The following is a 26,467-nucleotide window of genomic DNA, read 5'->3' as shown; positions in this document are numbered from 1 at the left end:
CGAACTACCGAGAAAATAGATTCCATTCACCCAAAAAAGAAAAGGCGCCACATAGCGCCTTTCCTACGAATGAAACGGGAACACAAGTGTAATCGTCGTTCCTTTTCCAAGTTCGCTATCAATAGAAATCGTTCCGTTATGAGCATGAACGAGCTGTTTTGTAATAGCGAGGCCAAGTCCAGTTCCGATGTTGCTTTCTTCTGTATTTGTTCCTCTGTAATAGCGCTCAAAGAGAAGTTCTTTCGTTTTGTCATCCATTCCTTTTCCGTTATCTGAAATAGAGAGTGTAAATGAAGTAGCGTTTTGCGAAAGTTTTACGCTGACATTTGTCGTTTCATTATTATGTTTTACAGCGTTTACTAGTAAGTTTTCGATAATACGCTGGAACCATTTTTCTTCAATAAAATATTGAATTTTGTTTGAGCTCGGCACGAATTCAATATTTTGATTTTGAAGTGTCGGATTATTAATAAATTGTAATAAGACTTTTTGGACGAATTGATTCATTTCAATGTTCACGTGCTGCGCAGGAAGACTGTTATTTTTTAATTGATACGTTAAGCTTAAATCATCAATTAATGTCGTCATATATTGAGATTTCTCCTTCATAACGCTACCGAACTGCTGGATGTCTTGATCGGTCCAGTTATACTGCTTTGATTCTAGTAATAAAGCGTAGCCGTAAATAGAGCTTAGTGGTGTTTTTAAATCGTGCGTTAGACCGGTAATCCATTCTTCACGTGTTTGCTGCAGTACTTGCCTTATTGCATCATTTTTTTTGAGTGTAATAGAGAGGTGCTCTAGTGAATTTGTAACATCTCGAAACAAGCGGAATGACCATTTTTCTTTACCGGACCGCCTGAACCGGATAGGTTTCCCTTTTTTACTAACAGGCTCTTCGTACTTTCCACCAGCGATGTTTTTAAGCCAGCGCATCGCATGTAATAACGGTTTTCCAAATTTATTACCGTACCAAATAGAAAGAATGACTAAATAAACAAATACGATAAGAAGGATTAATCCGCATCCGATTAGAAACTTTTTAGTAAATACATCGTCTATTTCATCATCTGGGTAGTAGTACTCATTTTTTGCAGTTACAACAAGAAGATGATTGCTATTTGTGTCATAAAAGCTAGACGTGTTTTCCTTATGATTCCACGGTTCTTTTTCGCTAAGAGCGGCTTGTATAACGGAAAACGTTTTTTTCTTTCCATTTGGATAGGAGAAGACTTCATCGCCGTTACTATTAAAAATTTGAAGTGTTGCTTCTTCTTTGGAAAGTAACTGTTGTTCTTCTTCTGTTAATGTGAACGAATCAGTAGATACAGAAGGGTGCCCTTTCTGAATTGTTTTTAGTAATGCATTGCTTTTTAACATACCACCGTAAATAACAAGTACGTTCTTTTCTTCTAATTCAATTTCCCAATATGTAAATGTATAAGGGCTTTCTATTTGGTTCTGTATATATGAGAATAAAGATATTTTCGTATAAGATGTTGGTACGTCACTTGGTGTATTAAAGTGATAGAGAACTTTTCCGTTTTCCTCCACAACTTGTATCCAATCATTTTTCTCTTTAATTAAGTCTTTTACTTCAGCTTTTAACGAAATATCGCCATCTTCTGAAGATATATATCTTGAAATCATAAAACTATCAGAATCTGGAATGTTCGGTTCATATGAAGTACTAGTAACAAGAAAAAATAAATAAGTAAAAGCAGCTACTACAGCAATCAGTAACGTAACTAAAACAAATACGTGCTGCAGGATAAACTGTATAATAAGTCGTTTATTAAAGTTCATATCGTCACCCTACTTTGTAATGAACTTGTAGCCAAGTCCACGAACGGTTTTTATATATTCTGGTTTGCTTGGATCTTGTTCAATTTTTTCACGTAGTTTTCGAATGTGAACCATAACGGTATTATCATCGCCATTATAGGCAGGTGCTCCCCAAACTTTTTCGTATATTTCTTCTTTCGAAAATACATAGTTCGGATTCTCGCAAAAGAAGAGTAGTAGCTGAAATAGCTGGGCTGAACATTCGACAACATGTCCATTTACTGTAAGTTCTGCGGAATATCGATCAATTTCAAATCTACCAAATGAATTGGAGTGTACTTTTTGTTCATGTGGCATTACTTGTTTTATATGTCTTCGGAGTTGTGCTTTCATACGAGCTACTACTTCAAGTGGATGAAATGGCTTCGTAATATAATCATCTGCACCGTGTGAAAATCCAGATATTTTATCTAAATCAGATGTTTTAGCTGTGAGGAAGAAGATAGGGCAATCTGTTTTTTGGCGAATAATCGGACAAATATCAAAACCAGATTGTCCAGGAAGCATGACATCTAAAATAATTAAATCGTAATTGTTTTGCTCAGTGAGAGATAATGCTATTTCAGCTGATGTTGCAGTTGTAATATGAGAAAAACCTTCTTTTTCAAGAATGGTAGTTAGTAATTGTAAAATTGCTGTTTCATCATCAACGAGCAAAATATTTGCTTGGTACATAAAAAATCCCTCCTAATTTCCTCGAATATCATATCATCTTTCTATAATTTATGGAATTTTTAAGGAAATTTTAAGGTTTTCTTTCGCAAAAAATTAAGAATCAAATGATATGATAAAAGAACATAGGGGAGGAGATGAGTGTGAATCCGTTTCAAACGATGCGAGCTAGATATTTTTTAATTGTATTTGCACTATTAACTTTAGTTGCAAGAGTCAGTAATGAATTGATAGAAAATACATTTCATATGCAAAATTCTACTTTTATAAATATTCTTATATTCTACATCCTTCCGATTATATGGATTTTTTATGAATATAGAAAACACCGTGTTTCATTTTCATTATTTGTTAATAAAAATGAAACATTTAACCTGGTGCAAGTTTTATACATTACGATTATGTTATGCGTGTTTAGTTACGGGTATCTTATTTTGTACATGTATAGCTTTGCGTGGATTACACCGGAATTTATTATGAACGCATTACGTGAACCGATTATAGATAGTACAGGGGGATATGTATATCAATTTATTATGGTCGTATTCATTGCGCCAATTATTGGTGAATTTGTTTTTCGTGGATTTTTACTGCAACGCTTTGCAGCAAAATGGGGAACGAGTATAGCGATTATTGTAGTAGCGATGTTGTTTGCGTTGTTACATGTTGATTTCCTAGGCGCAGTAGTATTTAGCGTTGTACTATCAATCGTATATATTCGTACGAATAGTTTACTTATGCCAATTGCTATTCACATGTTAAACAATGCATTTGTAATCGGCGCTTCTTATTTAATAAATAAAGAAGAAATAATGAGTTTTGCAGATTTCTCAAATTATACGACCTTTTTCCCAGGACTTATTATTTTTATAACAGGATTAAACTTAGTACTCATCTTCTTATTTGTTAACCGCAAATATTGGAGTAAAGAAATGCCAGCTATATATGTAGAGCAGGAAAAAAGCTTTTCAGACGTAGTGGGGAGTAAATGAGATGAAGAAGACGATTGAAAAAATATTGAAAGACATTATAGATTCTACGTCTATTACAGATATGTGTGATAAAAGCGTTTGTCATTGGGTGCAACCTGTAGTAGATACGATTGTGTTTCCAGAGTATTACTTATTTTCTAGTACTCATGTAAAAGAAAATATTATTTCTCTTCTTATTGTGTTAGGGGTTTTACTAATATTTGGTCTAATTGTAGAAGAAATGATGAAGCGCATCTTCAGAAAAAATGAAGAGAAGTATATGTGGGTTCATAAAGTATTCGAGAAAGTAATAGTGGCTTTCCTTTTGTTTTATAGTATGAAAACAATCATTTACTTTATAGCTTTGAAACATCATTCATTCTAAATTTGAAAGGGATGTATAAAATTATATGAATGAAACAATATCATCAAATAAGTTTTTTTATTTGATTTTGCTTAGTATTGTGCTGATAACGACAGTCAATGTTATTCTTCGCTGGGAGGAAGCTTATTTCTTTATGTATTTAGCACTCCATTTGTTAGGAATATTATGTATAAGCGGCGGAATAGTTGCTGAAAAAAAGAGTGAAGAAAGCATTAATTATATGTGTGTGACCGGTCTTATTTTACTTTTAGCTGTACAAGGTATTATGAAATATAGTACTTTTTCTTTACAAGATTTTAGTTTATTAGTGGATGTACTTCCTTAAGGGGGACACGTTATGTTATGTAAGAAGCAAATAGGATACGTACTAGTTTTAATTGGATTTTTTACGCTTATTGTAACGACTTTATTTTTTCAAGACTATGAATATATACGCTATATAAAAGGCGCTGGTTTAATATGTTGGGTTGTAAGTACGTTTCTTATCCCAGAGTATGAACCGAAGAAAGTGTCTAAAGGTAGGTAAAACTCTTCTTTTTGTAGAAGAGTTTTTTTATGTAAATAAAAGGATCTCGAGCAATTCGCGTAATAAGCTTGTTCTAATTTAGCATGTACGAACTTACAATAATAATAGACAGGCAGCATAGAGGAGGGAATAGCGTGAGGAAGGTTATTGGGTGGTCGCTTTTTTTGTACGTTGGGTTTGCGTTGCTTATATATTGGTATTTATTTGGATGGAATCATGAACTGATTCCGGACATGTATAAAGGAACAAAGGCAGATCCAGAAACGTTTATGAATGCAAGAGAGCTTACGCTAAGCCAAGATTATTCGCGCGTGAAAAATTTACTGTACTTTTTAGCGACGCCTCTTGAATGGATTATTTTATTATTTGTACTTGTGCTCGGTGTTTCAAGAAAGTTTGAGAAATGGTCGAAGGAAACGACGAAAATAAGTGTCCTGCAAGTCGCGATTTATTTCTTTTATTTATCACTACTCACAACAGTTCTAGCCCTGCCGATGCAATGGATTAGCCGAAAAGTGTCAGTTGATTACGGCATTTCAACGCAAAGTACACAAAGCTGGATAAAAGATCACATTATCGGTTTTTGGGAGAGTTATGCGACGATGCTAATCGTAGTTACCGTTCTGTTATGGCTTATCCGTAAATTCCCGAAGCGATGGTGGCTAGCAGGGTGGGCACTCTCTGTTCCATTTACAATCTTTTTAACATTTATACAGCCTGTTGTTATCGATCCACTGTATAACGACTTCTCGACGCTGAAAAATAAAGAATTAGAAACGAAAATTTTAGCGATAGCAGACAAAGCTGACATTCCTGCTAAACATGTATATGAAGTAAATATGTCGGAAAAAACGAAAGCGTTAAATGCTTACGTGACAGGAATTGGTCCTAACGCACGTATTGTAATGTGGGATACAACGCTTAAGCAATTAAAAGATAAAGAGATTTTATTTATAATGGCCCATGAAATGGGGCATTATGTTATGAAACATATATATTGGGGTGTTGCGAGTTATGTGTTGCTATCGTTTATAGGTATGTATCTCATTAGTCGTATTATAAATATGTGTATTCGAAAATGGGGAGATACGCTGCAAATTTCAAAAGTAGCATGTTTCTCAATTTTACCTTTATTTTTCTTAATTTCTTCTGTACTCTCGTTTGCATCACAGCCAGCAACAAACTATGTTTCTCGTATAGAAGAACGAGCGGCAGATCAATATGCTTTAGATATGACGAAAGATGGAGAATCTGGTGTAAAAACGTTTCAATATTTATCAAAAACGAGTTTAAGCCAAGTGAATCCACCTGCGTTAGTGAAGTTTTTCTTATACACACATCCACCAATTTTCGAAAGAATTCATACGTTTGAACAATATGAGAAACAAAGCAAAAAGGAGTAGCTATTATGCTACTTCTTTTTTTATAGAAATATAAGTTTGATATTGGGAATATTTATCATTGCTTTTTATTGTGATTTTGTAAATAATAAGCTATAAAATTCTAAAAATCTATATATAAAGGAATAAAGGTGAAAAAATGTATTTTTTACAAAATTTAAAAGTGAAATATAAATTATTATCGCTTATTTCATTAGCAGTTTTAGGTATGGTAATTATGAGCTGTGTAGCAATTCATTCTATTAATAAGATTAAGCACGATACAGAGGTTGTAGTAGATGATTATCAATATTCTGCAATTTTATTAGAAGGAATGCTTCGTACACAAAATTCATTAGAATATAACTTATTAGAATTAATTACGGTATCACAAAATGAAGGGACAAATAAAGAGGGGATAATTGATAATATTGAAAAGGATCTTAAAAAATATGATTCTTTATTAAAAGAATATGATGATGGCTTTAATTTAAGTAAGCAAGAGGATGAGCTGTTTCAGAAGATGAAAAAATCTTTGCCAAGTTATATAGATACATATAAAAAGTTGTTTGAAAAGGCGAAGGTAACAAACGAGCTACAAATGGTAAACGAATTTCAGAAGGAATTAAAACCGAAGGGAGTAGAGTTAGCTGGTTATGCGGTGGATTTAGAATCGTATGTTTCAAATTTAGCTGATCAAGTATTTAAAGATTCTCAAAAAATGATAGATCGATCCGTTATTACTTTTATCGTTCTTGTAGTAGTTACTACAATCGTTATATGTATAGTAAGTTATATTATTAGCAGGCTTATAGTTGCTCCTTTACAAACGGTTAGTCGTATGATGGAAAGAGCAAAAGATGGAGATTTAACTGTACATGGTGAGTATAATGCTAAAGATGAATTAGGTGTATTAGTAAGTGATTTTAATGAAATGATTACAGGGTTAAGAACAAATATGAAAGAAGTAGATAATAATATTCAGCTTTTATTCCAACATGCAGACGGAGTCGTATGTGCATCAGAAGTATCTAGCAGTGCGGCGAAGAAAATAACGATGGATATTGAAGAAGTTGCAAATGGTGCAGAGAGCCAAATGCAAGCAATGGAACAAACTGCGGGTGCGATGGAAGAGTTGACACAAGGAATGCAGAGTATAGTGAATACATCATCATCTGTAAATGAATTGTCTGCTCAGTCAGCATTAGATGCAGAGAGTGGTAATAAGTTAATGAAACAAATGATTCAACAGATGGATATAATCCAAATTTCAGTACATAGCGGTGTGAAACAAGTAGAGACTATGAAAGAACAATCAGAAGAAATTGTTAAAATCATTGATGTTATGCAAGGTATTGCCGCTCAGATTAATTTATTAGCATTAAATGCCGCAATTGAGGCTGCACGTGCTGGGGAAAGTGGTAGAGGGTTTGCAATTGTGGCAGATGAAGTGCGTAAATTAGCTGAACAATCTAGTAATTCTGCAAAACAAATTGAGAAGCTTATTACTCAAGTTATGGGAACAACGAGCCACACCGTAGATATGATGGGGGCAGTAGATAATGAGGTACAGGCAGGTACACAAGTGGTACTGCATACAGAAAAAGTATTTGGAAAAATTACAGAAAAAGTACAGCAAGTATCTGAGCAAATTCAAACTGTATCTATGTCTACAGATGAAATTGCAGCGAGTAGTGAAGAGATTTCGGCTTCTGCAGAAGATATGGCTCAAATTTCCCAAAGATCATCTGACCGAACTGATAGGGTAAAAGAGTCTATTCAACAGCAAGAAAAATCTGTTCAAGAGATCTCGGTTTCAATGGAACATATGCATAACGCAGCAGGAGAATTAAAACAAATAGTTGCTCGATTTACTCTTCAAAAGTAGTAGTATATTTAAGCTTTAATATAGAGAAATTCCTCTCAATAAATAAAAAAATCATCCTATGTAAACAAGGATGATTTTTTTATGGGAATTTTGTACGGCTGTCACTTGTTATATTCTAATTTTTTACAATTTTCCGATTGTAATATATAATAATACGTAATGTTTTGGAGATTTTTCGTTTGTAAAAGGTAGGTTATAGGAGGAGAGAAAGGGTGTTCAATAAAAAATCAATGCCGGCTATAAAAATGATCCTTTCGATGTCTATTTTCGGATCAATTGGATTTTTTTCTGTTCAAACAGGTTTACCGTCTTTTGAATTAGTATTCGTTCGTTGCATTTGTGCGACTCTATTTTTAGCATTATGTTGGCTCGTAACAGGACAGTATAAAAGTGAGAAATGGAATAAAAAAGAAGTAATGCAAATATTAGCATGCGGCGTATTTCTCGTCTTTAACTGGGTGTTTCTATTTAAAGCCTTTGAAGTTATGTCAATTACAATTGCGATTTCAGTGTACCATCTTGCACCAATTATCGTATTAATGATTGGTAGTATTGTATTTAAAGAGAGACTTACAGTGTTTGCTGTTATGTCCATTGTCATTTGTTTTATCGGTACAGTTTTAGTAGCTGGAGTAGATGGAAGTCTATCGCTCGAAAAACTTATGTCATCTGGCATGGTATGGGCACTTCTTGCAGCTGTATTTTATGCTTTTACCACTTTATTAGGAAAAGGAATTCGGCATACGAGCGCATATGCGATGACATTTTTACAAACATTTTTAGGGATATTTTTATTGCTACCATTCGTAGACTTCGGGAAGTTTCAAGGACTAACAGAGATGAACTGGATGATGATCACAGCGACAGGACTTATACATACGGGGTTTGTTTATTATTTATTTTTTGACAGTTTAAGAGATTTATCGACAAGATTAATTTCTGTATTAGTGTTTTTAGATCCTGCGGTTGCAATACTATTAGATACAGTCTTTACCGGGTTTAGACCGACTAGTATGCAAGTAGTAGGGATTGTTCTTATCTTTGTAGGGATGGCTCTAACTTTTCGCAAGGGAAGAGAAAAGGAATTATCGGTAAAGGAAAGTGCTACTTCTTAATTTTAGAAGATATCATTTTCATTTCAATAAGAAGATATTGCAATTTATTTACATGTTTTATACAATAAATTAGTAAATAAAGGGAAAAAGAGAGAAAAGAAAAAAGGGTGGATGGACGTAATGAGACAGCACGTATTAAAAGGAATCACAGCGATGACTTTATTAAGTGGAGTATTTGTGAGTGCAAATAGTACTAGTGCAGAAGAATGGCCAGTGCATGAGCCAGAAATGATTGTATTTACTGATGTAGCCGAGGATCATTGGTCGAAGGATGCAATCTATGATTTAGCATATCATAAAATCATGGTTGGTTATGGAAATGGAACATTTGGTGCTAAAGATAATGTAACACGTGAGCAAGCGGCAGCTGTAATTGCTCATGCTCTTAAAATACCAAATAATCTAGAACTATTAGACAATCCATATACAGATATCAATGAAAGCACAACAAATTTTGCTTATGAAATTAAAGCATTAACGACTCGTCGAATTTTCGCAGGATACGAAAATAACACATTTCGTCCGAAGGATCCAGTAACTCGTGCACAGCTGGCACAAATTATTGTGAACGCCTATGAATTTAAAGTGAAACAGAAGCATACATTTACAGATGTACCAGATACCCATTGGGCAACAGATGCAATTAGTGCGTTACAATCTAATGATGTTGTTAAAGGGATGGGTAATGGACAATATGAGCCGAATACTTTTGTAACACGTGAGCAATTTGCGGTGTTTTTAAAAAATGCAATGGTAATGAAAGCATTAAATAATTAATCTAGTTTACTATTTGTGCTAGATTTGGACAAAATCGTTATTAATTCATATAGAATTACAAAAGACGCAAATATATATTATTTGCGTCTTTTTGTGTCAATAAAGTGAAATTTAAAAATGCAAAGGAGTTCACAAAGAGATTGTAGAATTTTTAATATATAGCACCTTAGATGTGACAGCTTCCTTTTTGAAATAAGAAAGAAGGAGGTATAAAGCAAAAAGGTAGTCGAAATGGTTCTTCTAGAAGATGTGCATTTTATCTTACATTCACCAACAAATTAATACTCCTGAAATAATGAAGTTCATTTTATTTGAAAATACTTCATATGTAGTATGGATAACTTCGTATTATCTATTATTTTTCTATTTAACATAAAATAGAAATAGGGAGAGAGGACAATGAAGAAAAAAATATTGGGTGTAATGATGATTGCGACAATGGTAGGCGGTATATTTACAGGAACGAATGTGGCCCCTGTAAAAGCGGAAGAATATCCGGAAATGATTGTATTTGATGATGTTCCATACGGATTTTGGGCATATGATGCTATTTTAGACTTAGCTTATAATAAAATTATAGTTGGATACGGAAATGGAAAGTATGGTGTTGGAGATCTTACAACACGTGAACAAGTAGCTGGGGTTATTTACAAAACACTTGAAATGAAAGACGAAGGGGCAGTAGCGAATCCATACAAAGATATTTCCGGAAGTTCAACTAATTTCCAAAAGGAAATTTTAGCGTTAACAAAACGTGGTGTTTTTAAAGGTGATGCAAACGGAAACTTTAGACCGAAAGCACCAATTACTCGAGCTGAAATGGCAGTAGCACTTCAAAAGGCATATACTTTCGAAGCAAAACAAAAGCATACATTTAAAGATGTGCCAAAAGGACATTGGGCAGAAGGTGCAATTAGTGCATTACAATCTAATCAAGTTGTGACAGGAACTGGAAAAGGTATGTATGAATTAAATAGCTTCGTACCGAGAGAACAATATGCTCAGTTTATAAATAACGCAATTATTAATTATCATTTGAAAGAGGATTGGAAATAGAGTGAAATAGGAAAGCACAAATAGAACTATTTGTGCTTTTTGTTTGTTTATAGAAGAATTATTATGCGTTTTTATGTATTTTTATTGTTGTACATGAGCTTTATAATCAACCCCGTAAAAAAGACATGATATGTAATATGATTCACAAAACCGTCACGAAATGTGTCGAGAAATCTATTGTCACTATAGCATTTGTTATGTATATTTTTTAAAAACATATACATATTGGGGAGATAATTTGATGAGCAAAAAATTATTAAAAACAGCTACGGCATTAACAATTATGGGTGGGATGTTATTCTCAGCAGAGAGTAACAATGTAAAAGCGGAAAGTGCACCGTTACAAAATACAAATCCAATTGTATTTAAAGATGTACCAAAAGGACATTGGTCAGAAGAGGCAATTCATAATTTAGCGGCAAACGAAATTATTTTTGGATATGGAGATGGAATTTTCGGTTTTGGAGATGATGTAACACGGGAGCAAGTTGCAGCTTTAATTTATCGTGTGTTTGATATAGAAGAACAAGATGAATATGAAAATCCATATGGGGATATCGATGAAAACTCAACAAACTTTATTGAAGAAATATTAGCTTTAACGGAACTAGAAATTTTCATGGGAGATGAGCATGGAAACTTTAGACCGAAAGCAACGTTAACTCGTGCAGAAATGGCGCAAGTTCTTACGAATGCGTTTGAGTTACAGGCGAAGGGTCCTCATAATTTTAATGATGTTTCAGCGAATTCATGGGCAACGAATGCAATTAGTGCAATACAAACAAATGGTATTACAGCGGGAATCGGAGATAATAAATTTGGTCCTTCCATGAAAGTAAAAAGAGAACAATACGCACAGTTTTTATATAAAGCAATTTTGCATGATATGGAACAAGGACAGTAATAAGGTTTAATTAGTAAATTGAGGTTTGGAAAATAATACAAAAAGGTCATTGTTGTATAACAGTGACCTTTTTTTGTATGGAATAAAGCGCGAAAGAAAAGCATTTTGGAAAAAAACGAAATGAATTTTCAAAAAAAACTTCCTTTTCTGAAGATTTGTTATATAATATAAAACATAAAATCAAATCTGTTATAAAACAGTTTAAGAAGGGGATGCTAATATGTCGACGCAAACTTCACGGGTTACACTCGTCGGAGAAATGTTACCAGCGTACAACGAAATATTGACACCTGAGGCGCTTAGTTTTTTAAAGGAACTACATGAAAATTTCAATGAGCGCCGCATAGAACTTTTACAAAAGCGTGCGGAGAAACAAAAAAGAATTGATGCAGGAGAGTTTCCGAAGTTTTTAGAAGAAACAAAACGTATACGTGAAGCGGATTGGACAATTGCCAAACTGCCAAAAGATTTAGAGGATCGCCGTGTAGAGATTACGGGACCAGTAGATAGAAAGATGGTTATTAACGCTTTAAATTCAGGAGCGCATCTTTTTATGGCGGATTTTGAAGATTCGAATTCACCAACTTGGGAAAATGCAATTGAAGGTCAAATAAACTTACGAGATGCAGTGCAGGGAACGATTTCGCATAAAAATGATAACGGAAAAGAATATCATTTAAATAGTAAAACAGCAGTATTAATTGTGCGTCCAAGAGGATGGCATTTAGAAGAAAAACATATGCAAGTTGATGGGAAGAATATGTCTGGTAGCTTAGTAGATTTCGGACTTTATTTTTTCCATAATGCGAAAGCTCTTTTAGCAAAAGGAAGCGGTCCATACTTTTACTTACCGAAAATGGAAAGCCATTTAGAGGCGAGGTTATGGAATGATGTTTTCATATTTGCTCAAAAATATATCGGTATTCCAAACGGAACGATTAAAGCGACGGTGTTACTGGAAACGATTCACGCTTCGTTTGAAATGGATGAAATTTTGTATGAGCTTAAAGATCATTCTGCTGGATTAAATTGCGGAAGATGGGATTATATTTTCAGTTTTCTAAAGAGTTTCCGTAATCATAATAAATTTTTACTTCCAGATAGAGCGCAAGTCACGATGACGGCGCCGTTTATGCGCGCGTATTCTTTGAAAGTAATTCAAACGTGCCACCGCCGCAATGCACCGGCAATTGGTGGAATGGCAGCACAAATTCCGATTAAAAACAATCCAGAAGCGAATGAAGAAGCATTTGAAAAAGTGCGTGCAGATAAAGAGCGCGAAGCTTTAGACGGTCATGACGGGACTTGGGTTGCCCACCCGGGACTTGTACCAGTCGCGATGGAAGTATTTAATCACATTATGAAAACACCGAATCAAATTTTTAGAAAACGTGAAGAAATACATGTTACAGAAAAGGATTTATTAGAAGTACCAGTGGGAACGATTACAGAAGAGGGGCTTCGCCTAAATATTAGCGTAGGTATTCAATATATCGCATCTTGGTTAAGTGGACGGGGAGCAGCGCCAATTTATAACTTAATGGAAGATGCGGCAACAGCGGAAATTTCTAGGGCACAAGTATGGCAATGGATTCGCCATGAAGGTGGAAAGCTACATGATGGCCGTAATATTACGCTTGAATTGATGGAAGAGCTAAAAGAAGAAGAATTAGAAAAAATAGAAAGAGAGATTGGTAAAGAGGCCTTTCAGAAAGGGAGATTCCAAGAGGCAACAACGTTGTTTACCAATCTCGTTCGGAATGATGAATTCGTACCATTTTTAACATTACCGGGTTATGAAATTTTATAAAAAATGAAAAGGGGATGGATCATATGAAAAACGAAAGAATCGAGAAATTACAAGAGAGCTGGGAATTAGATACGCGCTGGAAAGGGATCACACGTCCATATTCGGCAGAAGATGTAATTCGCCTGCGAGGATCAATTGATATTGAACATACATTAGCGCGCCGTGGTGCTGAAAAGCTTTGGTCGTCGCTTCATACGGAAGATTACATTAACGCACTAGGCGCATTAACAGGAAACCAAGCGATGCAACAAGTAAAAGCTGGGTTACAAGCAATTTATTTAAGTGGATGGCAAGTCGCTGCGGATGCGAACCTTTCTGGACATATGTATCCAGACCAAAGTTTATACCCAGCGAACAGCGTACCTGCTGTAGTAAAACGAATTAATCAAACACTTCAACGTGCGGATCAAATTCAGCATATGGAAGGAAGCGGTGATACAGATTATTTCGTACCGATTGTAGCAGATGCAGAAGCTGGATTTGGCGGACAATTAAACGTATTTGAACTGATGAAAGGTATGATTGAAGCAGGTGCATCTGGCGTGCACTTTGAAGACCAATTATCTTCAGAGAAAAAATGCGGCCATTTAGGCGGAAAAGTATTATTACCTACGCAAACAGCGGTACGTAATTTAATTTCGGCACGTCTTGCAGCAGACGTAATGGGAGTGCCGACCATTATTGTTGCAAGAACAGATGCGGATGCAGCTGATTTAATTACGAGCGATATTGATCCGGTTGATAAAGCATTTATTACAGGAGAAAGAACTCCAGAAGGGTTTTACCGTACGAAAGCAGGTCTTGATCAAGCGATTGCACGTGGTTTAGCATACGCTCCTTATGCAGATCTCGTTTGGTGCGAAACGTCTGAACCAAATTTAGAAGATGCAAAACGATTTGCAGATGCAATTCATAAAGAGCATCCAGGGAAATTGCTTGCATATAACTGTTCACCTTCATTCAACTGGAAACAAAAACTAGATGAGAAAACAATTGCGAGCTTCCAAAAAGAAATCGCATCTTACGGTTATAAGTTCCAGTTCGTAACGCTAGCTGGATTCCACTCATTAAACTACGGCATGTTTGAATTGGCGCGTGGCTATAAAGAGCGCGGCATGGCAGCGTACTCAGAACTACAACAAGCAGAATTCGCAGCAGAAAAACACGGCTACTCTGCAACTCGTCATCAACGAGAAGTAGGGACAGGTTACTTTGATGAAGTAGCACAAGTTATTACAGGCGGTACATCATCAACGACAGCATTAAAAGGATCTACGGAAGAAGCACAGTTTACGAAATAAAAGGAAAGGGCACCTTTTTCAAGGGTGCCCCTTGTTATTTTATGAACGATTCGACAAAAAAGAAGATATTATCAAATCCATTCTTTCCCATGCGTACGAATGAATGCAATATCTTTCTTATAATGCTCTAAATGTCCTTCATCAATCATTCTTTGGAAATTCAAGTCGCCTTCTTGCGCTTTTCGTTTCATATAGGCACATAACGCTTCTAGGCGTAGTAGTACCATACCTACGTAATCTTCGTCCATACTTTTACCGTAGGACTGGACAAACAACTTCACTCTTTCTTTCGTATGGGCAGCATGTCGTGACGATTCATAATGAACGGCCTCACCCGATTCTGTATAATACATTCTACTTAAAGGTACACAAGTATAAAGCGTATAGGCGATATCCCAAATTCTTGGACCAGGAGCAGCAACATCAAAATCAATAATGCCTACTGGTTTTTCTTGATTAAAAATAATATTGTATATGGCAAAATCGTTATGGCATACAACCTCAATATTATTTGGAGTATGATCCATCGGTTTCCAATCATCTAATAAAGGAAAATCACTTACAGCATCATGGTACAGACGAAGCATCTTTGCTAGTTCTTTTAAAACAGCATTAGACCGCATATATTCTTTTAACGGATAATTCCCAGATTCTCCTTCAATAAAGGATAAAATTTCTCTATCTTTTTCATCTACACCTAAAAACTTTGGAGCATGATGAAACCCTTTGTTTTCTAAGTGTTGTAATAACTTATGAATTTTTGTACTGTCTGGCTTTAATTCTCTACGAACAGTATTTTCAGAACGATATACATTGGATACATTTCCCCCTGTAAGCTTTTCTTCGTTAGCGTAGTTTGGCATATAATCCCCTCCATTATCACGACTGTACGATTATATTGTAACACCTTAGAATAAGGGATGTAATCGCATTCGAATGATGTGTGTGTTCACTTTATAGTGAAATCCGTATATGTTAAAATCAAATATTTGTGTATGTACAATCAATTTAATTTGTCAGTTATTTTCAAAAAAGATTGTACATTTCATTTTAAGTGTGCTATGATGGTGTCAGTTGAATAGTTAAATTAAGCAATCCATATGTTATCAAGTGCTGAAAACGAACGAGAAAAAGTATGTGAGAACTAGTTTATGTTTCGTATTTGATAATGTGTGGATTCTTTTTTTAGACAGGAAGACTAAAATAAATTGTGTTTTCTTTAGGAGGAAATAATTATGGCAGTAACAGGACAAGTAAAATGGTTTAACAACGAAAAAGGCTTCGGTTTCATCGAAGTTCCAGGCGAAAACGATGTATTCGTACATTTCTCTGCAATCGAAACTGAAGGTTTCAAATCTCTAGAAGAAGGTCAAAAAGTTAGCTTCGAAATCGAAGAAGGTAACCGTGGACCTCAAGCTAAAAACGTAATCAAACTATAATTTTATAGTTTATTATGGAAAAAAGGGATGGCTGCTGCCATCCCTTTTTTTGTTGTAATATACGAGCATAATGATTATATTTTGGGGAAAAGTATACAAATGAAGTCATACTCAATGTTCGTAGAGGTAACGAAGAAGACTTAAACAATACGATTGAAGAGATAAAAGCGTATGCGAAAACGTATGAACATGATAAAGTGACGTTAATTGATTTGAAGAAATCTCATTCTCCTGTTTTAGATGAGGATCGATATATAGTTCTATTACAAATTGAAAGAGATACAAAGAATCTTGGAAGAAAATATGAATATGAAGAATAGTAAAAGGCTTTCCGAAATGGAAGGCCTTTTACTATTCTTTTTCAACCTTTTTCTTCTCGCGTTTCTTACATTCAGAGCATTTCGATGTACGAAAAGGCTTTGCAAAGAATAAGAGAATGAAAAATAGCCCAAATATAATACTAGCTGAGTTTTTCACAATCACAATACTACTATTTTTCATTTGAATCGTTGGTTGAATTTCTTTTTCTTCCATAGTGGACCTCCATATATTGGATTTTCCTTTTAATTATAGCAAAGTTAATTGTCGTAATGATGCGAAATGAGGAAGTGATTGTAAATATTTATAGATAGTATAAATACATTTTGTTTAGGTTGTTTATTATTTAATCACTATATAATTATTTTTTAATTTAAAAAATGTTTGATAAATGATAAAGTATTGTAAAAAAGCGGAATCTGTAGCCTATTTTCGTCTCATAGATGCTAAAATTACATATGCAGCTGCTAATATAAATAGAAAAAAGGAGACAGTAGAATATGGAAAGTAAAGTAGAGCGCTATGTCGAAAACTATGTGGTAAATAAAAATACAATGGCCTTACTTCCTGTTATTTTGAGTGAGAAGAAAATTGTTACACGAGTTGTTGAGAGGGAAGATTCTTTTTTCGTATTTCAAAAGCCACTAGATATTATAGAAAGAAGTTGCCGTAAGCATGGCTCTAGCTTCTTAGGCAGAAAAGAAGGAACGAAAGAGTTAACTCATATTACACATAAAGCACCGATTGCGATTAGTCCGACAGATCAACTTTATTTTTTCCCTACTTATTCTTACTCTAGAAAAGAGTGCGCTTGGTTGTCTCATTTTTATATCGAAAGTAATAAACAGTCAAAAGATGGAAATGTCATTGTTCGATTTATAAATGGCTTTGCTGTGAAATTAGAAATATCAAAAAGTAGTTTTGAAAATCAACAAAATCGTACAGCGAAATTGCGTACTGAATATGAAGATTGTAGAAAAAAACAAGGGAACCCTTCCTTTAAACTAATTGATAAAAGTGAAGAATCTAAATTAAAACCAGCATACGAGAAAGTGTATTTTGTTAAGGAAGGCGAAGTTTGAAAAGATGGGGGAAAACCCCATCTTTTTTTATTTGTCGGTAAGTCGATATAATTTCACTTGTCGTGACAAGTACTGAGAAAAATCACCCAAGTAACCAAACATACGACACATCCTGTCGAATATTGATAGATTATCATAGCTAAATAATGAAGGAATTCTCATGAAAGATATGGAAACTTTAATAAATACATCTCCATATGTCGTATCTACCATTTCCTCTTTCTTATAAGCGATGATACAGTAGAGGTAGTATTTAGAGTAAAGGGGTAAAGTGTAGAATGGATTTTCAGACAATCAAAGATTATTTTTCACCAGAAAATATGGATCATATTGTTGAAAGTTATAAAGCGTTCGGACCACTTCTTGGTATTGGTTTACCGATGATAGAAGCGTTGATTCCAGCATTGCCACTCATCGTATTTGTACTGGCGAATGCTGTTGCATTTGGATTTTGGCTCGGTTTTCTTTATTCTTGGCTTGGATCAGTAATGGGTGCCTTACTTGTCTTTTTCATTATCCGCCATTTTGGCCGAAGTCGTTTCTTTTCTTTTGTAAATAAGCATGAGAGAGTACGAAAGGCAATGGGATGGATTGAAAGGAAAGGGTTCGCGCCGATTTTCGTCATATTTTGTTTTCCGTTTACACCGTCTGCGCTTATAAATGTTGTCGCTGGTTTATCTCGCATTAGTGTAAAACAGTTTGGACTTGCGCTCGCGTTCGGAAAGCTTGTAATGATTTTTATTTTAACGTATATCGGCCATGATTTAATGTCATTTATTCATAATCCGGTGAAATCAGTCATTGTAGCAATTGGTATTTTTATTTTATGGTATGTCGGTAAGAAAATCGAAGTAAAGTTAGAGCTACATTAAGAATAGTCTTCTTTGTCCCGCTATTTGTGGGCAGTAAAACTCCCACCAAAAAAATCGGCTGAAGCAAAAAAGTTAGGTGGGAGATCAAACTGCCCGTAAATGCCCGATTGGTGCGGGCTGATAATCGGTGGGGGATGAACAAAACCCCACCGATTAAGTTTCACTTTATAAATGCAAGCTTCATTATTAAAGGGTAAGGGGAGAAGCGGATGAAGAAAACTTTGAAAAAAGAAGGCATAGAGTGGATACGAACAATTTTAATTGGTGTATTATTAGCTGTATTTTTTCGAACGTTTTTCTTTTCAACGTACGTTGTAGAGGGGAAGTCAATGATGCCAACATTGCAAGATGGCAATATGCTCGTTGTAAATAAGGTGAGTTATCAAGTAGGGGACTTGAATAGGTTTGATGTCGTTGTGTTTCATGCGAATAAAAAAGAGGACTATGTAAAACGAATTATTGGTTTACCTGGGGACCATATTGAATATAAGCATGATAAGCTATATATAAATGGACAATTCGTAGATGAACCTTATTTAGAGAAATATAAGAAAGAGATAAATGGACGACAACTAACAGGTGATTTTAAATTAGAAGAATTAACGAAAGAGAAGTTTGTACCACCTGGTTACATTTTTGTGGTAGGCGATAACCGCCTCGGGAGCTGGGATAGTAGACACTTTGGATTTGTAAAAGCTGATACAGTAGTCGGTAAAGTTGATTTACGATATTGGCCAATTCAAGAGGTACAAACGAATTTTTCAAAAGGTTGATATAATAGGTAGAAGTATAGAAAAAGACAAACTACTCCGTTTGTCTTTTTTCGTGTCCTATAATACAATTATAGTAGCAAACTAACGTTCGTTATGTAAGTGAAAGGTGGGGTTACATGTCACTTCGATTTGTGATTGGTAGAGCGGGAAGTGGAAAAAGTACACTTTGTTTACACGAAGTGCAAGAAGAGTTAAAGCAGCGCCCAAGAGGGGAAACAATATTATACCTTGTGCCAGAACAGATGACATTCCAAACGCAGCAGGCCTTAATTGGAAGCGAGGATGTAAGAGGTTCTATTCGGGCACAAGTTTTTAGTTTTTCACGGTTAGCGTGGAAGGTGCTGCAAGAAGTTGGCGGAGCGAGTCGTCTTCACATTGATGAAGCGGGCGTACATATGTTGCTTCGTAAAATTGTAGAGTCTCGTAAAGATGGATTATCGGTGTTCCAAAAAGCAGCGGAGCAAAACGGTTTCTTTGAACATCTTGGTAGTATGATTGCGGAGTTTAAACGTTACAATGTGACGCCATCAAACGTATATGAAATGTGGCAACAATTAGATGCGCATAGTAGCAGTGCCGAGCAAAAGCTATTAGCGAATAAAGTGTATGATTTACAACTACTATATGATGATTTTGAACGTGCTTTAATCGGAAAATATTTAGATTCAGAAGACTACCTGCAATTACTAGTCGAAAAGCTTCCGCAGTCTGAATATGTAAATGGGGCTGAAATTTATATAGATGGATTTCATTCATTCTCACCGCAAGAGCTAGAAATTGTAAGACAGCTTATGATTTGTGGAGCGAGAGTTACGATCACGTTAACGATAGATGAAAAAACGTTAGCACAGCCAGTAAATGAACTAGATTTATTTTATGAAACGACGTTAACATATGAAAAAATAAAACAAGTAGCACGTGAAGAGAAGATAGAAATTGAAAAAACGATTCCACTTATGGAACAACCGCGTTTTCATTCTCCGGCATTAGCTCATTTAGAAGCTCATTATGAAGCGCGTCCGAATGAAAAGTTTCACGGTGAAGCAAGTGTAACGATTAGTACAGCCGCGAATTTACGAGCTGAAGTAGAAGGTGTTGCTCGGGAAATTCGTAAACTTGTCGGGGATGAACAGTATCGTTACCGAGATATTGCAGTCCTTCTTCGTAACGGAGAAAGTTATTACGATGTGATGCGAACGTTATTTACGGATTATAATATCCCGCATTTCATCGATGAAAAACGCCCGATGTCACATCATCCGTTAGTAGAATGTATTCGTTCTGCATTAGAAATTATTAGCGGGAACTGGCGCTACGACGCGGTGTTCCGCTGCGTGAAAACAGAGCTTTTATATCCATTAGATGTAAGAAAAGAAACGATGCGCGAAGAGATGGATGAGTTTGAAAACTACTGTTTAGCGTACGGTGTACAAGGGAAGAGATGGACTTCAGAGGACCCGTGGATGTATCGCCGCTATCGTTCTCTTGACGATACGGACGGAATGATTACAGACAGTGAACGTGAAATGGAAGAGAGAATAAATCGACTGCGCGACGTTGTAAGAACGCCTGTTATTCGTATGCAAAAAAGACTGAAGCGTGCGGGAACAGTTATGCAAATGTGTGAAGCTGTTTACTTATTTTTAGAGGAGCTTGACGTTCCGAAAAAACTAGAAGCATTACGTATTCGTGCAGAAGAGAGCGGAGATTTCTTATTTGCGACAGATCATGAGCAAGTATGGGAAGAAGTAATGAGTCTTCTTGATACGTTTGTAGAGATGCTTGGCGAAGAGAAAATGTCACTTTCTATGTTCACAGATGTTATGTCGACAGGTCTTGAAGCGCTTCAATTCGCTAACATTCCGCCGTCATTAGACCAGGTGTTAGTTGCCAATATTGATCACTCCAGGTTATCAAACGTGAAAGCAACATTCATTATAGGAGTAAATGAAGGCGTCATTCCAGCAGCACCTATGGATGAAGGTATGCTTTCTGATGAGGAAAGAGAAGTTCTTGGCGCGGCAGGAATTGAATTAGCGCCAACGACGAGACAAACTTTATTAGAAGAACAGTTCGTTATGTATCAAATGGTAACGAGAGCGACTGAGAAATTATATATTTCATGCCCGCTTGCAGATGAAGAAGGAAAGACATTACTAGCGTCTAGCTTTATTAAGAAAATAAAAAGAATGTTCCCGGATGTGAAAGATTCGTTTATTACAAATGACGTAAATGACTTATCACGTTCAGAACAAATTTCATACGTAGCAACACCAGAAGTAACGTTGTCTTACGCTATGCAGCAATTACAAACGTGGAAGCGATATGGATTTGAAGGGAATTTAGACTTTTGGTGGGATGTATATAATTTCTACGTAACTTCAGATGAATGGAAGCAAAAAAGTAGCCGCGTGCTATCAAGTTTATTCTACCGAAATCGTGCGCAGAAACTAAGCACAGTTGTAAGTAGAGATTTATACGGAGATACCATTAAGGGAAGCGTCTCTCGTATGGAATTATTTAATCGTTGTGCGTACGCTCATTTCGCGCAGCACGGTTTATCATTAAGAGAGCGTGATATTTTCAAATTGGATGCGCCAGATATCGGGGAGCTATTCCATGCAGCGCTGAAGAGAATTGCAGACAGGCTATTGCGTGAAAACCGTACTTGGGCAGATTTATCAATAAAAGAGTGTGAGCATCTTTCTGTTTTAGTAATAGAGGAGATTGCACCGTTATTACAAAGACAAATTTTATTAAGTTCAAATCGTCATTTCTACTTAAAACAAAAATTACAGCAAATCATTTTCCGTACATCAATCATTCTACGTGAGCACGCGAAGTCAAGCGGTTTCGTACCAGTTGATTTAGAAGTGCCGTTCGGTATGGGCGGTACAGGATCACTTCCGCCGATGGAATTCTCATTACCAAATGGTGTGAAGATGGAAGTTGTCGGCCGTATTGACCGTGTGGATAAGGCAGAAGATGAAAATGGGACATTCCTACGTATTATTGACTATAAATCAAGCTCAAAAGCGCTAGATTTAACGGAAGTGTATTACGGATTAGCACTGCAAATGTTAACGTATTTGGATGTTGTTACTTCGAATGCACATACGTGGATGAAAAAAGGCGGCACGGCATCACCGGCAGGTGTACTGTACTTCCATATTCATAACCCGATTGTTGAGATGAAAGGTGACGCATCGGAAGCAGAAATTGAGAAAGAAATTTTAAAGAAATTTAAAATGAAAGGTCTCGTACTAGGCGATGCTGATGTTGTTCGTTTAATGGATAACAAACTTTCAACAGGAAGCTCTGATATTATTTCTGCTGGTCTGAAAAAAGACGGTAGTTTTAGTGCGCGTTCGAGCATTGCAAGTGAACAAGAGTTTAATGTACTGCAAAAATACGTACACCATACGTTTGAAAATATCGGAAAAGACATTACAGAAGGTGTGATCGATATTGCTCCTTACAAAAAGGGAAATAAAGCGGCATGTACGTTCTGTAACTTCAAATCTGTTTGTCAGTTCGATGAATCACTTGAAGATAATCAATTCCGTACGTTAAAAGATATGAAAGATAGCGAAGCGATGGAGAAAATTAGAGAGGAGGTTGGCGGAGAATGATTGAAAATTGGCCTGAAAAACCAGAAGGTAGTCAGTGGACAGATGACCAGTGGAAAGCGGTTGTAGCGAACAGACGTGATATTTTAGTCGCAGCAGCAGCTGGATCGGGTAAAACAGCAGTATTAGTTGAACGTATTATTAAAAAGATTATAAATGAAGAAAACCCAGTCGATGTCGACCGCCTGCTCGTTGTAACGTTTACGAATGCAGCGGCGCAAGAGATGAAAAACCGAATTGGGGAAGCGTTAGAAAAAGTATTAATTGATGAACCAGGCTCTCAGCACGTAAGAAAGCAGCTTAGCTTATTAAATAAAGCTTCTATTTCGACAATCCATTCATTTTGTTTACAAGTAATTAGAGGATACTATTACATGCTTGATGTGGATCCTCGTTTCCGCATTGCGAATCAAACGGAAAATGAACTGTTAAAAGAAGAAGTATTAGATGACATATTAGAAGAAGAGTACGGAATTGAAGATAATAGTATTTTCTTTGAACTTGTTGATCGTTATACGAGTGACCGTAGTGATGATGACTTACAGCGTATGATTTTAGCGCTTCATACAGAATCAAGAGCGCACCCGAATCCGGAAAAATGGCTCGATAAATTAGTAGAAGCATACGACGTGGAAGGAAAGACAATTGAAGATTTAGTGTACGCTTCTTACTTATTAGAAGATGTGAAATTCCAGCTTGAAACAGCGGAACAGCATATTCGTAAAGCGACTGAACTTGCGATGCTTCCTGACGGTCCAGCGCCTCGCGTTGAAACGCTGCAAGCAGATATAGCTTTACTTGGAACGTTATCAGCAGCGGCTCGTGAATCATGGACAAGCGTGTATGAAGCGATGCAAAATGTATCGTGGCAAACGTTAAAACGTATTAAGAAAAGTGATTACAACGAAGATGTTGTAAAACAAGTAGACGCTCTTCGTAATAAAGCGAAAGATGAAGTGAAGAAATTACAAGAAGAGTTGTTTAGCCGCAGACCGGAAAGTTTCTTACGAGATTTTCAAGATATGCATCCTGTATTAGAAAAACTCGTACAGCTCGTAAAAGTATTTACAGAGCGTTTCCAATCGATGAAGCGTGATAAAGGAATGGTCGATTTCACAGATTTAGAGCATTTCTGTTTACAAATTTTAAGTGAACAAAGTGAAAACGGTGAAATGAAGCCGTCAGCAGTAGCGCTTCAATATCGTAATAAATTTGCTGAAGTACTAGTCGATGAATATCAAGATACGAACTTCGTACAAGAATCTATTATTAAATTCGTAACGAAAGATTCTGAGAGTGAAGGAAACTTGTTCATGGTTGGTGATGTGAAGCAGTCGATCTATCGTTTCCGACTAGCAGAACCAGGCCTATTCCTAGGAAAATATAAACGTTTCACACAAGAAGGATTAGACGGCGGAATGAAGATTGACTTAGCAAAAAACTTCCGTAGTCGTCATGAAGTGCTAGCAGGTACGAACTTTATATTCAAACAAATTATGGGTGAAGAAGTCGGTGAAATCGATTACGATGCTGACGCTGAATTAAAGCTAGGTGCTAGCTATCCAGAAGGTGAAGATGTAGCAGCTGAGCTACTATGTATTCAGCAAACAGAAGAAGAAGTGATAGACGGAGAAGAAGGTGCCGAGGTAGAAAAAGCACAGCTGGAAGCTCGTCTTATGGCGCAACGTATTAAAGCGATGGTCGATTCAGGTTATGAAGTGTATGACCGTAAAAATAATAGTATGCGTCCGGTGCAATACCGTGACTTCGTTATTTTACTTCGCTCCATGCCGTGGGCGCCGCAAATTATGGAAGAGTTAAAGCTGCAAGGAATTCCAGTATACGCTGATCTTGCGACTGGTTACTTTGAAGCGACAGAAGTAAATATTATGATGAACGTCTTCCGTGTGATTGATAATCCGATGCAAGATATTCCGCTTGCTGCAGTACTTCGTTCACCAATTGTTGGACTAAATGATGAAGAACTTGCAACGCTTCGTTCTCACGGGAAAAAAGGGTCATTTTATGAAGTAATGAGCTCATTCTTAAAAGGAGCACCGCTTGAAGAAGAGCAAGAACTACATGATAAATTAGAGTGGTTTTATAATTTACTGCAAGGATGGCGTGAATTCGCGCGTCAACAGTCACTTTCTGATTTAATTTGGAAAGTGTACGGTGAGACAGGATATTACGATTTCGTTGGTGGTTTACCTGCTGGAAAGCAAAGGCAAGCAAACTTACGCGTACTATATGATCGCGCAAGGCAATATGAAGCAACATCGTTTAGAGGATTATTCCGCTTCTTACGCTTTATTGAGCGTATTTTAGAACGCGGTGATGATATGGGTACGGCGAGAGCTTTAGGTGAACAAGAAGATGTCGTTCGCATTATGACGATTCATAAAAGTAAAGGACTAGAGTTCCCAGTCGTATTTGTAGCTGGACTTGGGCGTCGTTTTAATACACAAGACTTAATGAAACGTTTCTTACTTCATAAAGATTTCGGTTTCGGTTCACAGTTCATTGATCCTCGTAAACGAATTAAATATACGACATTATCACAATTAGCGATTAAGCGTAAAATGAAGATGGAATTAATTGCGGAAGAAATGCGTGTATTATATGTGGCGTTAACGCGTGCGAAAGAGAAGTTAATTTTAATTGGAACGGTTAAGGATGCAAATAAAGAAATGGAAAAATGGCTCGATGCGAGGGAGCATAGTGAGTGGTTATTACCAGACCATATACGTGCCGGAGCGTCTTGTTATTTAGACTGGATTGCACCTTCATTATATAGACATCGTGATAGTGAAATGCTTCTGGAATTAGGACAAGGAAGTATTCCAGGTGAAATTTATGGGTATGACACTAGCTGGAAAGTAGAAATTGTAGACGGTAACACGTTACTCGCACCAGAACCGGTTCAAGAAGAGAAACAAGAATTACTAGAAGCGCTTCGTGAGAAAAAAGCTGTTCCGTTACAAAGTGAACGGAAAGAAGAAGTGTACGACAGATTAATGTGGAAGTACGGATATGAGGAAGCAACATCATATCGTGCGAAACAGTCTGTTACAGAAATAAAGAGAAATTATCAATCTGAAGAAGGTAGCGATAACGCCTTTATTAAAAAACTACGTGCGCCAATTAAAACACGTCCTCGTTTTATGGAGAAAAAAGGATTAACGTACGCTGAAAGAGGTACGGCAGTACACGCTGTTATGCAGCATGTAGATTTGAAGAAGCCGATTACAGAAGAAGTGATTCGGGAGCAAATTAATGGCATGGTTAATAAAGAACTATTAACATTTGAACAAGCGGAAGAAATAGCAATCGAAAAAGTGATTTCATTCTTTGACAGTGATCTTGGTAAAAGGGTATTAGCGGCGAAAAGTGTTGAGCGTGAAGTACCATTTACGATGATGCTTGCAGCAGAAGAAGCATATCAAGATTGGCAAGGGAAGAGCGGAGAATCGATTCTTGTCCAAGGGGTTATCGACTGCATGATTGAAGAGGAAGATGGTATCACTTTAATCGACTTTAAAACAGATACGATTGAAGGGAAGTTCCCAGGCGGATTCGATCAAGCGAAACCGATTTTAGAAGATCGATATAAAGTGCAGCTTTCGTTATATGCAAAGGCGCTAGAGAAAAGCTTGCAACATCCTGTGAAAGAGAAATGCTTATACTTCTTTGATGGCAACCATGTTGTGAAAATTGAGGAATAG

23 protein-coding genes are annotated in these 26,467 nt (G+C 36.3%); 19 read left to right on the top strand and 4 right to left on the bottom strand.

The genetic code is table 11. The features are described 5' to 3' along the window. Nucleotides 1-63: 63 nt before the first annotated feature. On the bottom strand, nucleotides 64-1,806 hold the full coding sequence (locus QCI44_RS22470; RefSeq protein ID WP_098485922.1) for a sensor histidine kinase: 1,743 nt from the start codon (nucleotides 1,804-1,806) through the stop codon (nucleotides 64-66). Nucleotides 1,807-1,815: 9 nt separating this feature from the next. After that, nucleotides 1,816-2,520 carry a response regulator transcription factor gene (locus QCI44_RS22465; RefSeq protein WP_016133886.1) on the bottom strand — a complete coding sequence of 235 codons (705 nt, stop codon included), beginning with the start codon at nucleotides 2,518-2,520 and terminating at the stop codon, nucleotides 1,816-1,818. A 140-nt stretch (nucleotides 2,521-2,660) separates the two neighbouring features. Between QCI44_RS22465 and QCI44_RS22460 the strand changes: the two genes are divergently transcribed. From QCI44_RS22460 to aceA, 12 genes are all read left to right on the top strand, one after another. Continuing rightward, entirely contained in the window at nucleotides 2,661-3,509 is an 849-nt protein-coding gene (locus QCI44_RS22460) for a CPBP family intramembrane glutamic endopeptidase (RefSeq protein ID WP_001067969.1), read from the top strand. A gap of 1 nt (nucleotide 3,510) precedes the next feature. Beyond that, nucleotides 3,511-3,873, top strand: coding sequence for a hypothetical protein (locus QCI44_RS22455; protein WP_016133887.1), 363 nt, complete (start codon nucleotides 3,511-3,513; stop codon nucleotides 3,871-3,873). Between the two features lie 25 nt (nucleotides 3,874-3,898). Next, nucleotides 3,899-4,198: a hypothetical protein gene (locus tag QCI44_RS22450; protein WP_001006045.1), complete on the top strand. Its 300-nt coding sequence runs from the start codon at nucleotides 3,899-3,901 to the stop codon at nucleotides 4,196-4,198. Nucleotides 4,199-4,210: 12 nt separating this feature from the next. Beyond that, nucleotides 4,211-4,399 carry a hypothetical protein gene (locus tag QCI44_RS22445; RefSeq protein ID WP_000882301.1) on the top strand — a complete coding sequence of 63 codons (189 nt, stop codon included), beginning with the start codon at nucleotides 4,211-4,213 and terminating at the stop codon, nucleotides 4,397-4,399. Between the two features lie 134 nt (nucleotides 4,400-4,533). After that, the gene (locus QCI44_RS22440; RefSeq protein ID WP_016133888.1) at nucleotides 4,534-5,802 is read left to right on the top strand and encodes a M48 family metallopeptidase; all 1,269 of its coding nucleotides are present in this window, start codon (nucleotides 4,534-4,536) and stop codon (nucleotides 5,800-5,802) included. 136 nt (nucleotides 5,803-5,938) lie between these two features. Next, a complete protein-coding gene (locus QCI44_RS22435) occupies nucleotides 5,939-7,666 on the top strand; it encodes a methyl-accepting chemotaxis protein (protein ID WP_016133889.1) in 1,728 nt (575 codons plus the stop codon). 212 nt (nucleotides 7,667-7,878) lie between these two features. Further along, nucleotides 7,879-8,781 carry a DMT family transporter gene (locus QCI44_RS22430; protein WP_016088939.1) on the top strand — a complete coding sequence of 301 codons (903 nt, stop codon included), beginning with the start codon at nucleotides 7,879-7,881 and terminating at the stop codon, nucleotides 8,779-8,781. Nucleotides 8,782-8,901: 120 nt separating this feature from the next. After that, on the top strand, nucleotides 8,902-9,558 hold the full coding sequence (locus QCI44_RS22425) for an S-layer homology domain-containing protein (RefSeq protein WP_016088938.1): 657 nt from the start codon (nucleotides 8,902-8,904) through the stop codon (nucleotides 9,556-9,558). 399 nt (nucleotides 9,559-9,957) lie between these two features. Next, entirely contained in the window at nucleotides 9,958-10,614 is a 657-nt protein-coding gene (locus QCI44_RS22420) for an S-layer homology domain-containing protein (protein ID WP_016133890.1), read from the top strand. 241 nt (nucleotides 10,615-10,855) lie between these two features. Beyond that, on the top strand, nucleotides 10,856-11,518 hold the full coding sequence (locus QCI44_RS22415; protein WP_016088936.1) for an S-layer homology domain-containing protein: 663 nt from the start codon (nucleotides 10,856-10,858) through the stop codon (nucleotides 11,516-11,518). A 220-nt stretch (nucleotides 11,519-11,738) separates the two neighbouring features. After that, entirely contained in the window at nucleotides 11,739-13,328 is a 1,590-nt protein-coding gene (aceB, locus tag QCI44_RS22410) for a malate synthase A (RefSeq protein WP_016088935.1), read from the top strand. Nucleotides 13,329-13,351: 23 nt separating this feature from the next. Continuing rightward, nucleotides 13,352-14,629, top strand: coding sequence for an isocitrate lyase (aceA, locus tag QCI44_RS22405; RefSeq protein ID WP_016088934.1), 1,278 nt, complete (start codon nucleotides 13,352-13,354; stop codon nucleotides 14,627-14,629). A gap of 71 nt (nucleotides 14,630-14,700) precedes the next feature. Here the strand turns inward: aceA and QCI44_RS22400 are convergent, their stop codons facing one another. After that, complete coding sequence (locus QCI44_RS22400) at nucleotides 14,701-15,492, bottom strand: phosphotransferase (protein WP_016088933.1); 792 nt, start codon at nucleotides 15,490-15,492, stop codon at nucleotides 14,701-14,703. A 372-nt stretch (nucleotides 15,493-15,864) separates the two neighbouring features. On the opposite strand from QCI44_RS22400, the gene cspA reads away from it, so the two are divergent. Then, nucleotides 15,865-16,068: an RNA chaperone/antiterminator CspA gene (gene cspA / locus QCI44_RS22395; RefSeq protein WP_000301522.1), complete on the top strand. Its 204-nt coding sequence runs from the start codon at nucleotides 15,865-15,867 to the stop codon at nucleotides 16,066-16,068. 107 nt (nucleotides 16,069-16,175) lie between these two features. Beyond that, nucleotides 16,176-16,388 (top strand): hypothetical protein, encoded by a 213-nt coding sequence (locus QCI44_RS22390; RefSeq protein ID WP_080118056.1) that lies wholly within the window; start codon nucleotides 16,176-16,178, stop codon nucleotides 16,386-16,388. Between the two features lie 31 nt (nucleotides 16,389-16,419). Here the strand turns inward: QCI44_RS22390 and QCI44_RS22385 are convergent, their stop codons facing one another. Then, entirely contained in the window at nucleotides 16,420-16,602 is a 183-nt protein-coding gene (locus QCI44_RS22385) for a hypothetical protein (protein ID WP_016133893.1), read from the bottom strand. 284 nt (nucleotides 16,603-16,886) lie between these two features. Here QCI44_RS22385 and QCI44_RS22380 point away from each other — a divergent pair, with 284 nt between their 5' ends. The 5 genes from QCI44_RS22380 (at nucleotide 16,887) to addA (ending at nucleotide 26,467) form a co-directional block, all read left to right on the top strand. After that, nucleotides 16,887-17,468 (top strand): competence protein ComK, encoded by a 582-nt coding sequence (locus tag QCI44_RS22380; protein WP_016088931.1) that lies wholly within the window; start codon nucleotides 16,887-16,889, stop codon nucleotides 17,466-17,468. A 278-nt stretch (nucleotides 17,469-17,746) separates the two neighbouring features. Then, on the top strand, nucleotides 17,747-18,340 hold the full coding sequence (locus QCI44_RS22375; RefSeq protein ID WP_016088930.1) for a TVP38/TMEM64 family protein: 594 nt from the start codon (nucleotides 17,747-17,749) through the stop codon (nucleotides 18,338-18,340). 209 nt (nucleotides 18,341-18,549) lie between these two features. After that, on the top strand, nucleotides 18,550-19,113 hold the full coding sequence (gene lepB / locus QCI44_RS22370) for a signal peptidase I (RefSeq protein WP_016088929.1): 564 nt from the start codon (nucleotides 18,550-18,552) through the stop codon (nucleotides 19,111-19,113). Nucleotides 19,114-19,229: 116 nt separating this feature from the next. Then, a complete protein-coding gene (gene addB / locus QCI44_RS22365; protein WP_353811442.1) occupies nucleotides 19,230-22,745 on the top strand; it encodes a helicase-exonuclease AddAB subunit AddB in 3,516 nt (1,171 codons plus the stop codon). Continuing rightward, on the top strand, nucleotides 22,742-26,467 hold the full coding sequence (gene addA / locus QCI44_RS22360) for a helicase-exonuclease AddAB subunit AddA (RefSeq protein WP_016088927.1): 3,726 nt from the start codon (nucleotides 22,742-22,744) through the stop codon (nucleotides 26,465-26,467). The genes addB and addA overlap by 4 nt, the downstream gene beginning before the upstream one ends.

The sequence above is a fragment of the Bacillus cereus group sp. RP37 genome, assembly GCF_040459695.1.
Classification (GTDB): domain Bacteria; phylum Bacillota; class Bacilli; order Bacillales; family Bacillaceae_G; genus Bacillus_A.
The sequence above is the reverse complement of the archived record's forward strand: the minus strand, read 5'-3'. Positions and strand labels throughout refer to the sequence as shown.

Excerpts from the sequence above, each read along its gene's own strand:
- QCI44_RS22470 (WP_098485922.1), bottom strand. The coding sequence starts at position 1,806 with ATGAACTTTAATAAACGACTTATTATACAGTTTATCCTGCAGCACGTA.
- QCI44_RS22465 (WP_016133886.1), bottom strand. The coding sequence starts at position 2,520 with ATGTACCAAGCAAATATTTTGCTCGTTGATGATGAAACAGCAATTTTA.
- QCI44_RS22455 (WP_016133887.1), top strand. The coding sequence starts at position 3,511 with ATGAAGAAGACGATTGAAAAAATATTGAAAGACATTATAGATTCTACG.
- QCI44_RS22450 (WP_001006045.1), top strand. The coding sequence starts at position 3,899 with ATGAATGAAACAATATCATCAAATAAGTTTTTTTATTTGATTTTGCTT.
- QCI44_RS22445 (WP_000882301.1), top strand. The coding sequence starts at position 4,211 with ATGTTATGTAAGAAGCAAATAGGATACGTACTAGTTTTAATTGGATTT.
- QCI44_RS22435 (WP_016133889.1), top strand. The coding sequence starts at position 5,939 with ATGTATTTTTTACAAAATTTAAAAGTGAAATATAAATTATTATCGCTT.
- QCI44_RS22425 (WP_016088938.1), top strand. The coding sequence starts at position 8,902 with ATGAGACAGCACGTATTAAAAGGAATCACAGCGATGACTTTATTAAGT.
- QCI44_RS22420 (WP_016133890.1), top strand. The coding sequence starts at position 9,958 with ATGAAGAAAAAAATATTGGGTGTAATGATGATTGCGACAATGGTAGGC.
- QCI44_RS22415 (WP_016088936.1), top strand. The coding sequence starts at position 10,856 with ATGAGCAAAAAATTATTAAAAACAGCTACGGCATTAACAATTATGGGT.
- aceB (WP_016088935.1), top strand. The coding sequence starts at position 11,739 with ATGTCGACGCAAACTTCACGGGTTACACTCGTCGGAGAAATGTTACCA.
- aceA (WP_016088934.1), top strand. The coding sequence starts at position 13,352 with ATGAAAAACGAAAGAATCGAGAAATTACAAGAGAGCTGGGAATTAGAT.
- QCI44_RS22400 (WP_016088933.1), bottom strand. The coding sequence starts at position 15,492 with ATGCCAAACTACGCTAACGAAGAAAAGCTTACAGGGGGAAATGTATCC.
- cspA (WP_000301522.1), top strand. The coding sequence starts at position 15,865 with ATGGCAGTAACAGGACAAGTAAAATGGTTTAACAACGAAAAAGGCTTC.
- QCI44_RS22385 (WP_016133893.1), bottom strand. The coding sequence starts at position 16,602 with ATGGAAGAAAAAGAAATTCAACCAACGATTCAAATGAAAAATAGTAGT.
- QCI44_RS22380 (WP_016088931.1), top strand. The coding sequence starts at position 16,887 with ATGGAAAGTAAAGTAGAGCGCTATGTCGAAAACTATGTGGTAAATAAA.
- QCI44_RS22375 (WP_016088930.1), top strand. The coding sequence starts at position 17,747 with ATGGATTTTCAGACAATCAAAGATTATTTTTCACCAGAAAATATGGAT.
- lepB (WP_016088929.1), top strand. The coding sequence starts at position 18,550 with ATGAAGAAAACTTTGAAAAAAGAAGGCATAGAGTGGATACGAACAATT.
- addB (WP_353811442.1), top strand. The coding sequence starts at position 19,230 with ATGTCACTTCGATTTGTGATTGGTAGAGCGGGAAGTGGAAAAAGTACA.
- addA (WP_016088927.1), top strand. The coding sequence starts at position 22,742 with ATGATTGAAAATTGGCCTGAAAAACCAGAAGGTAGTCAGTGGACAGAT.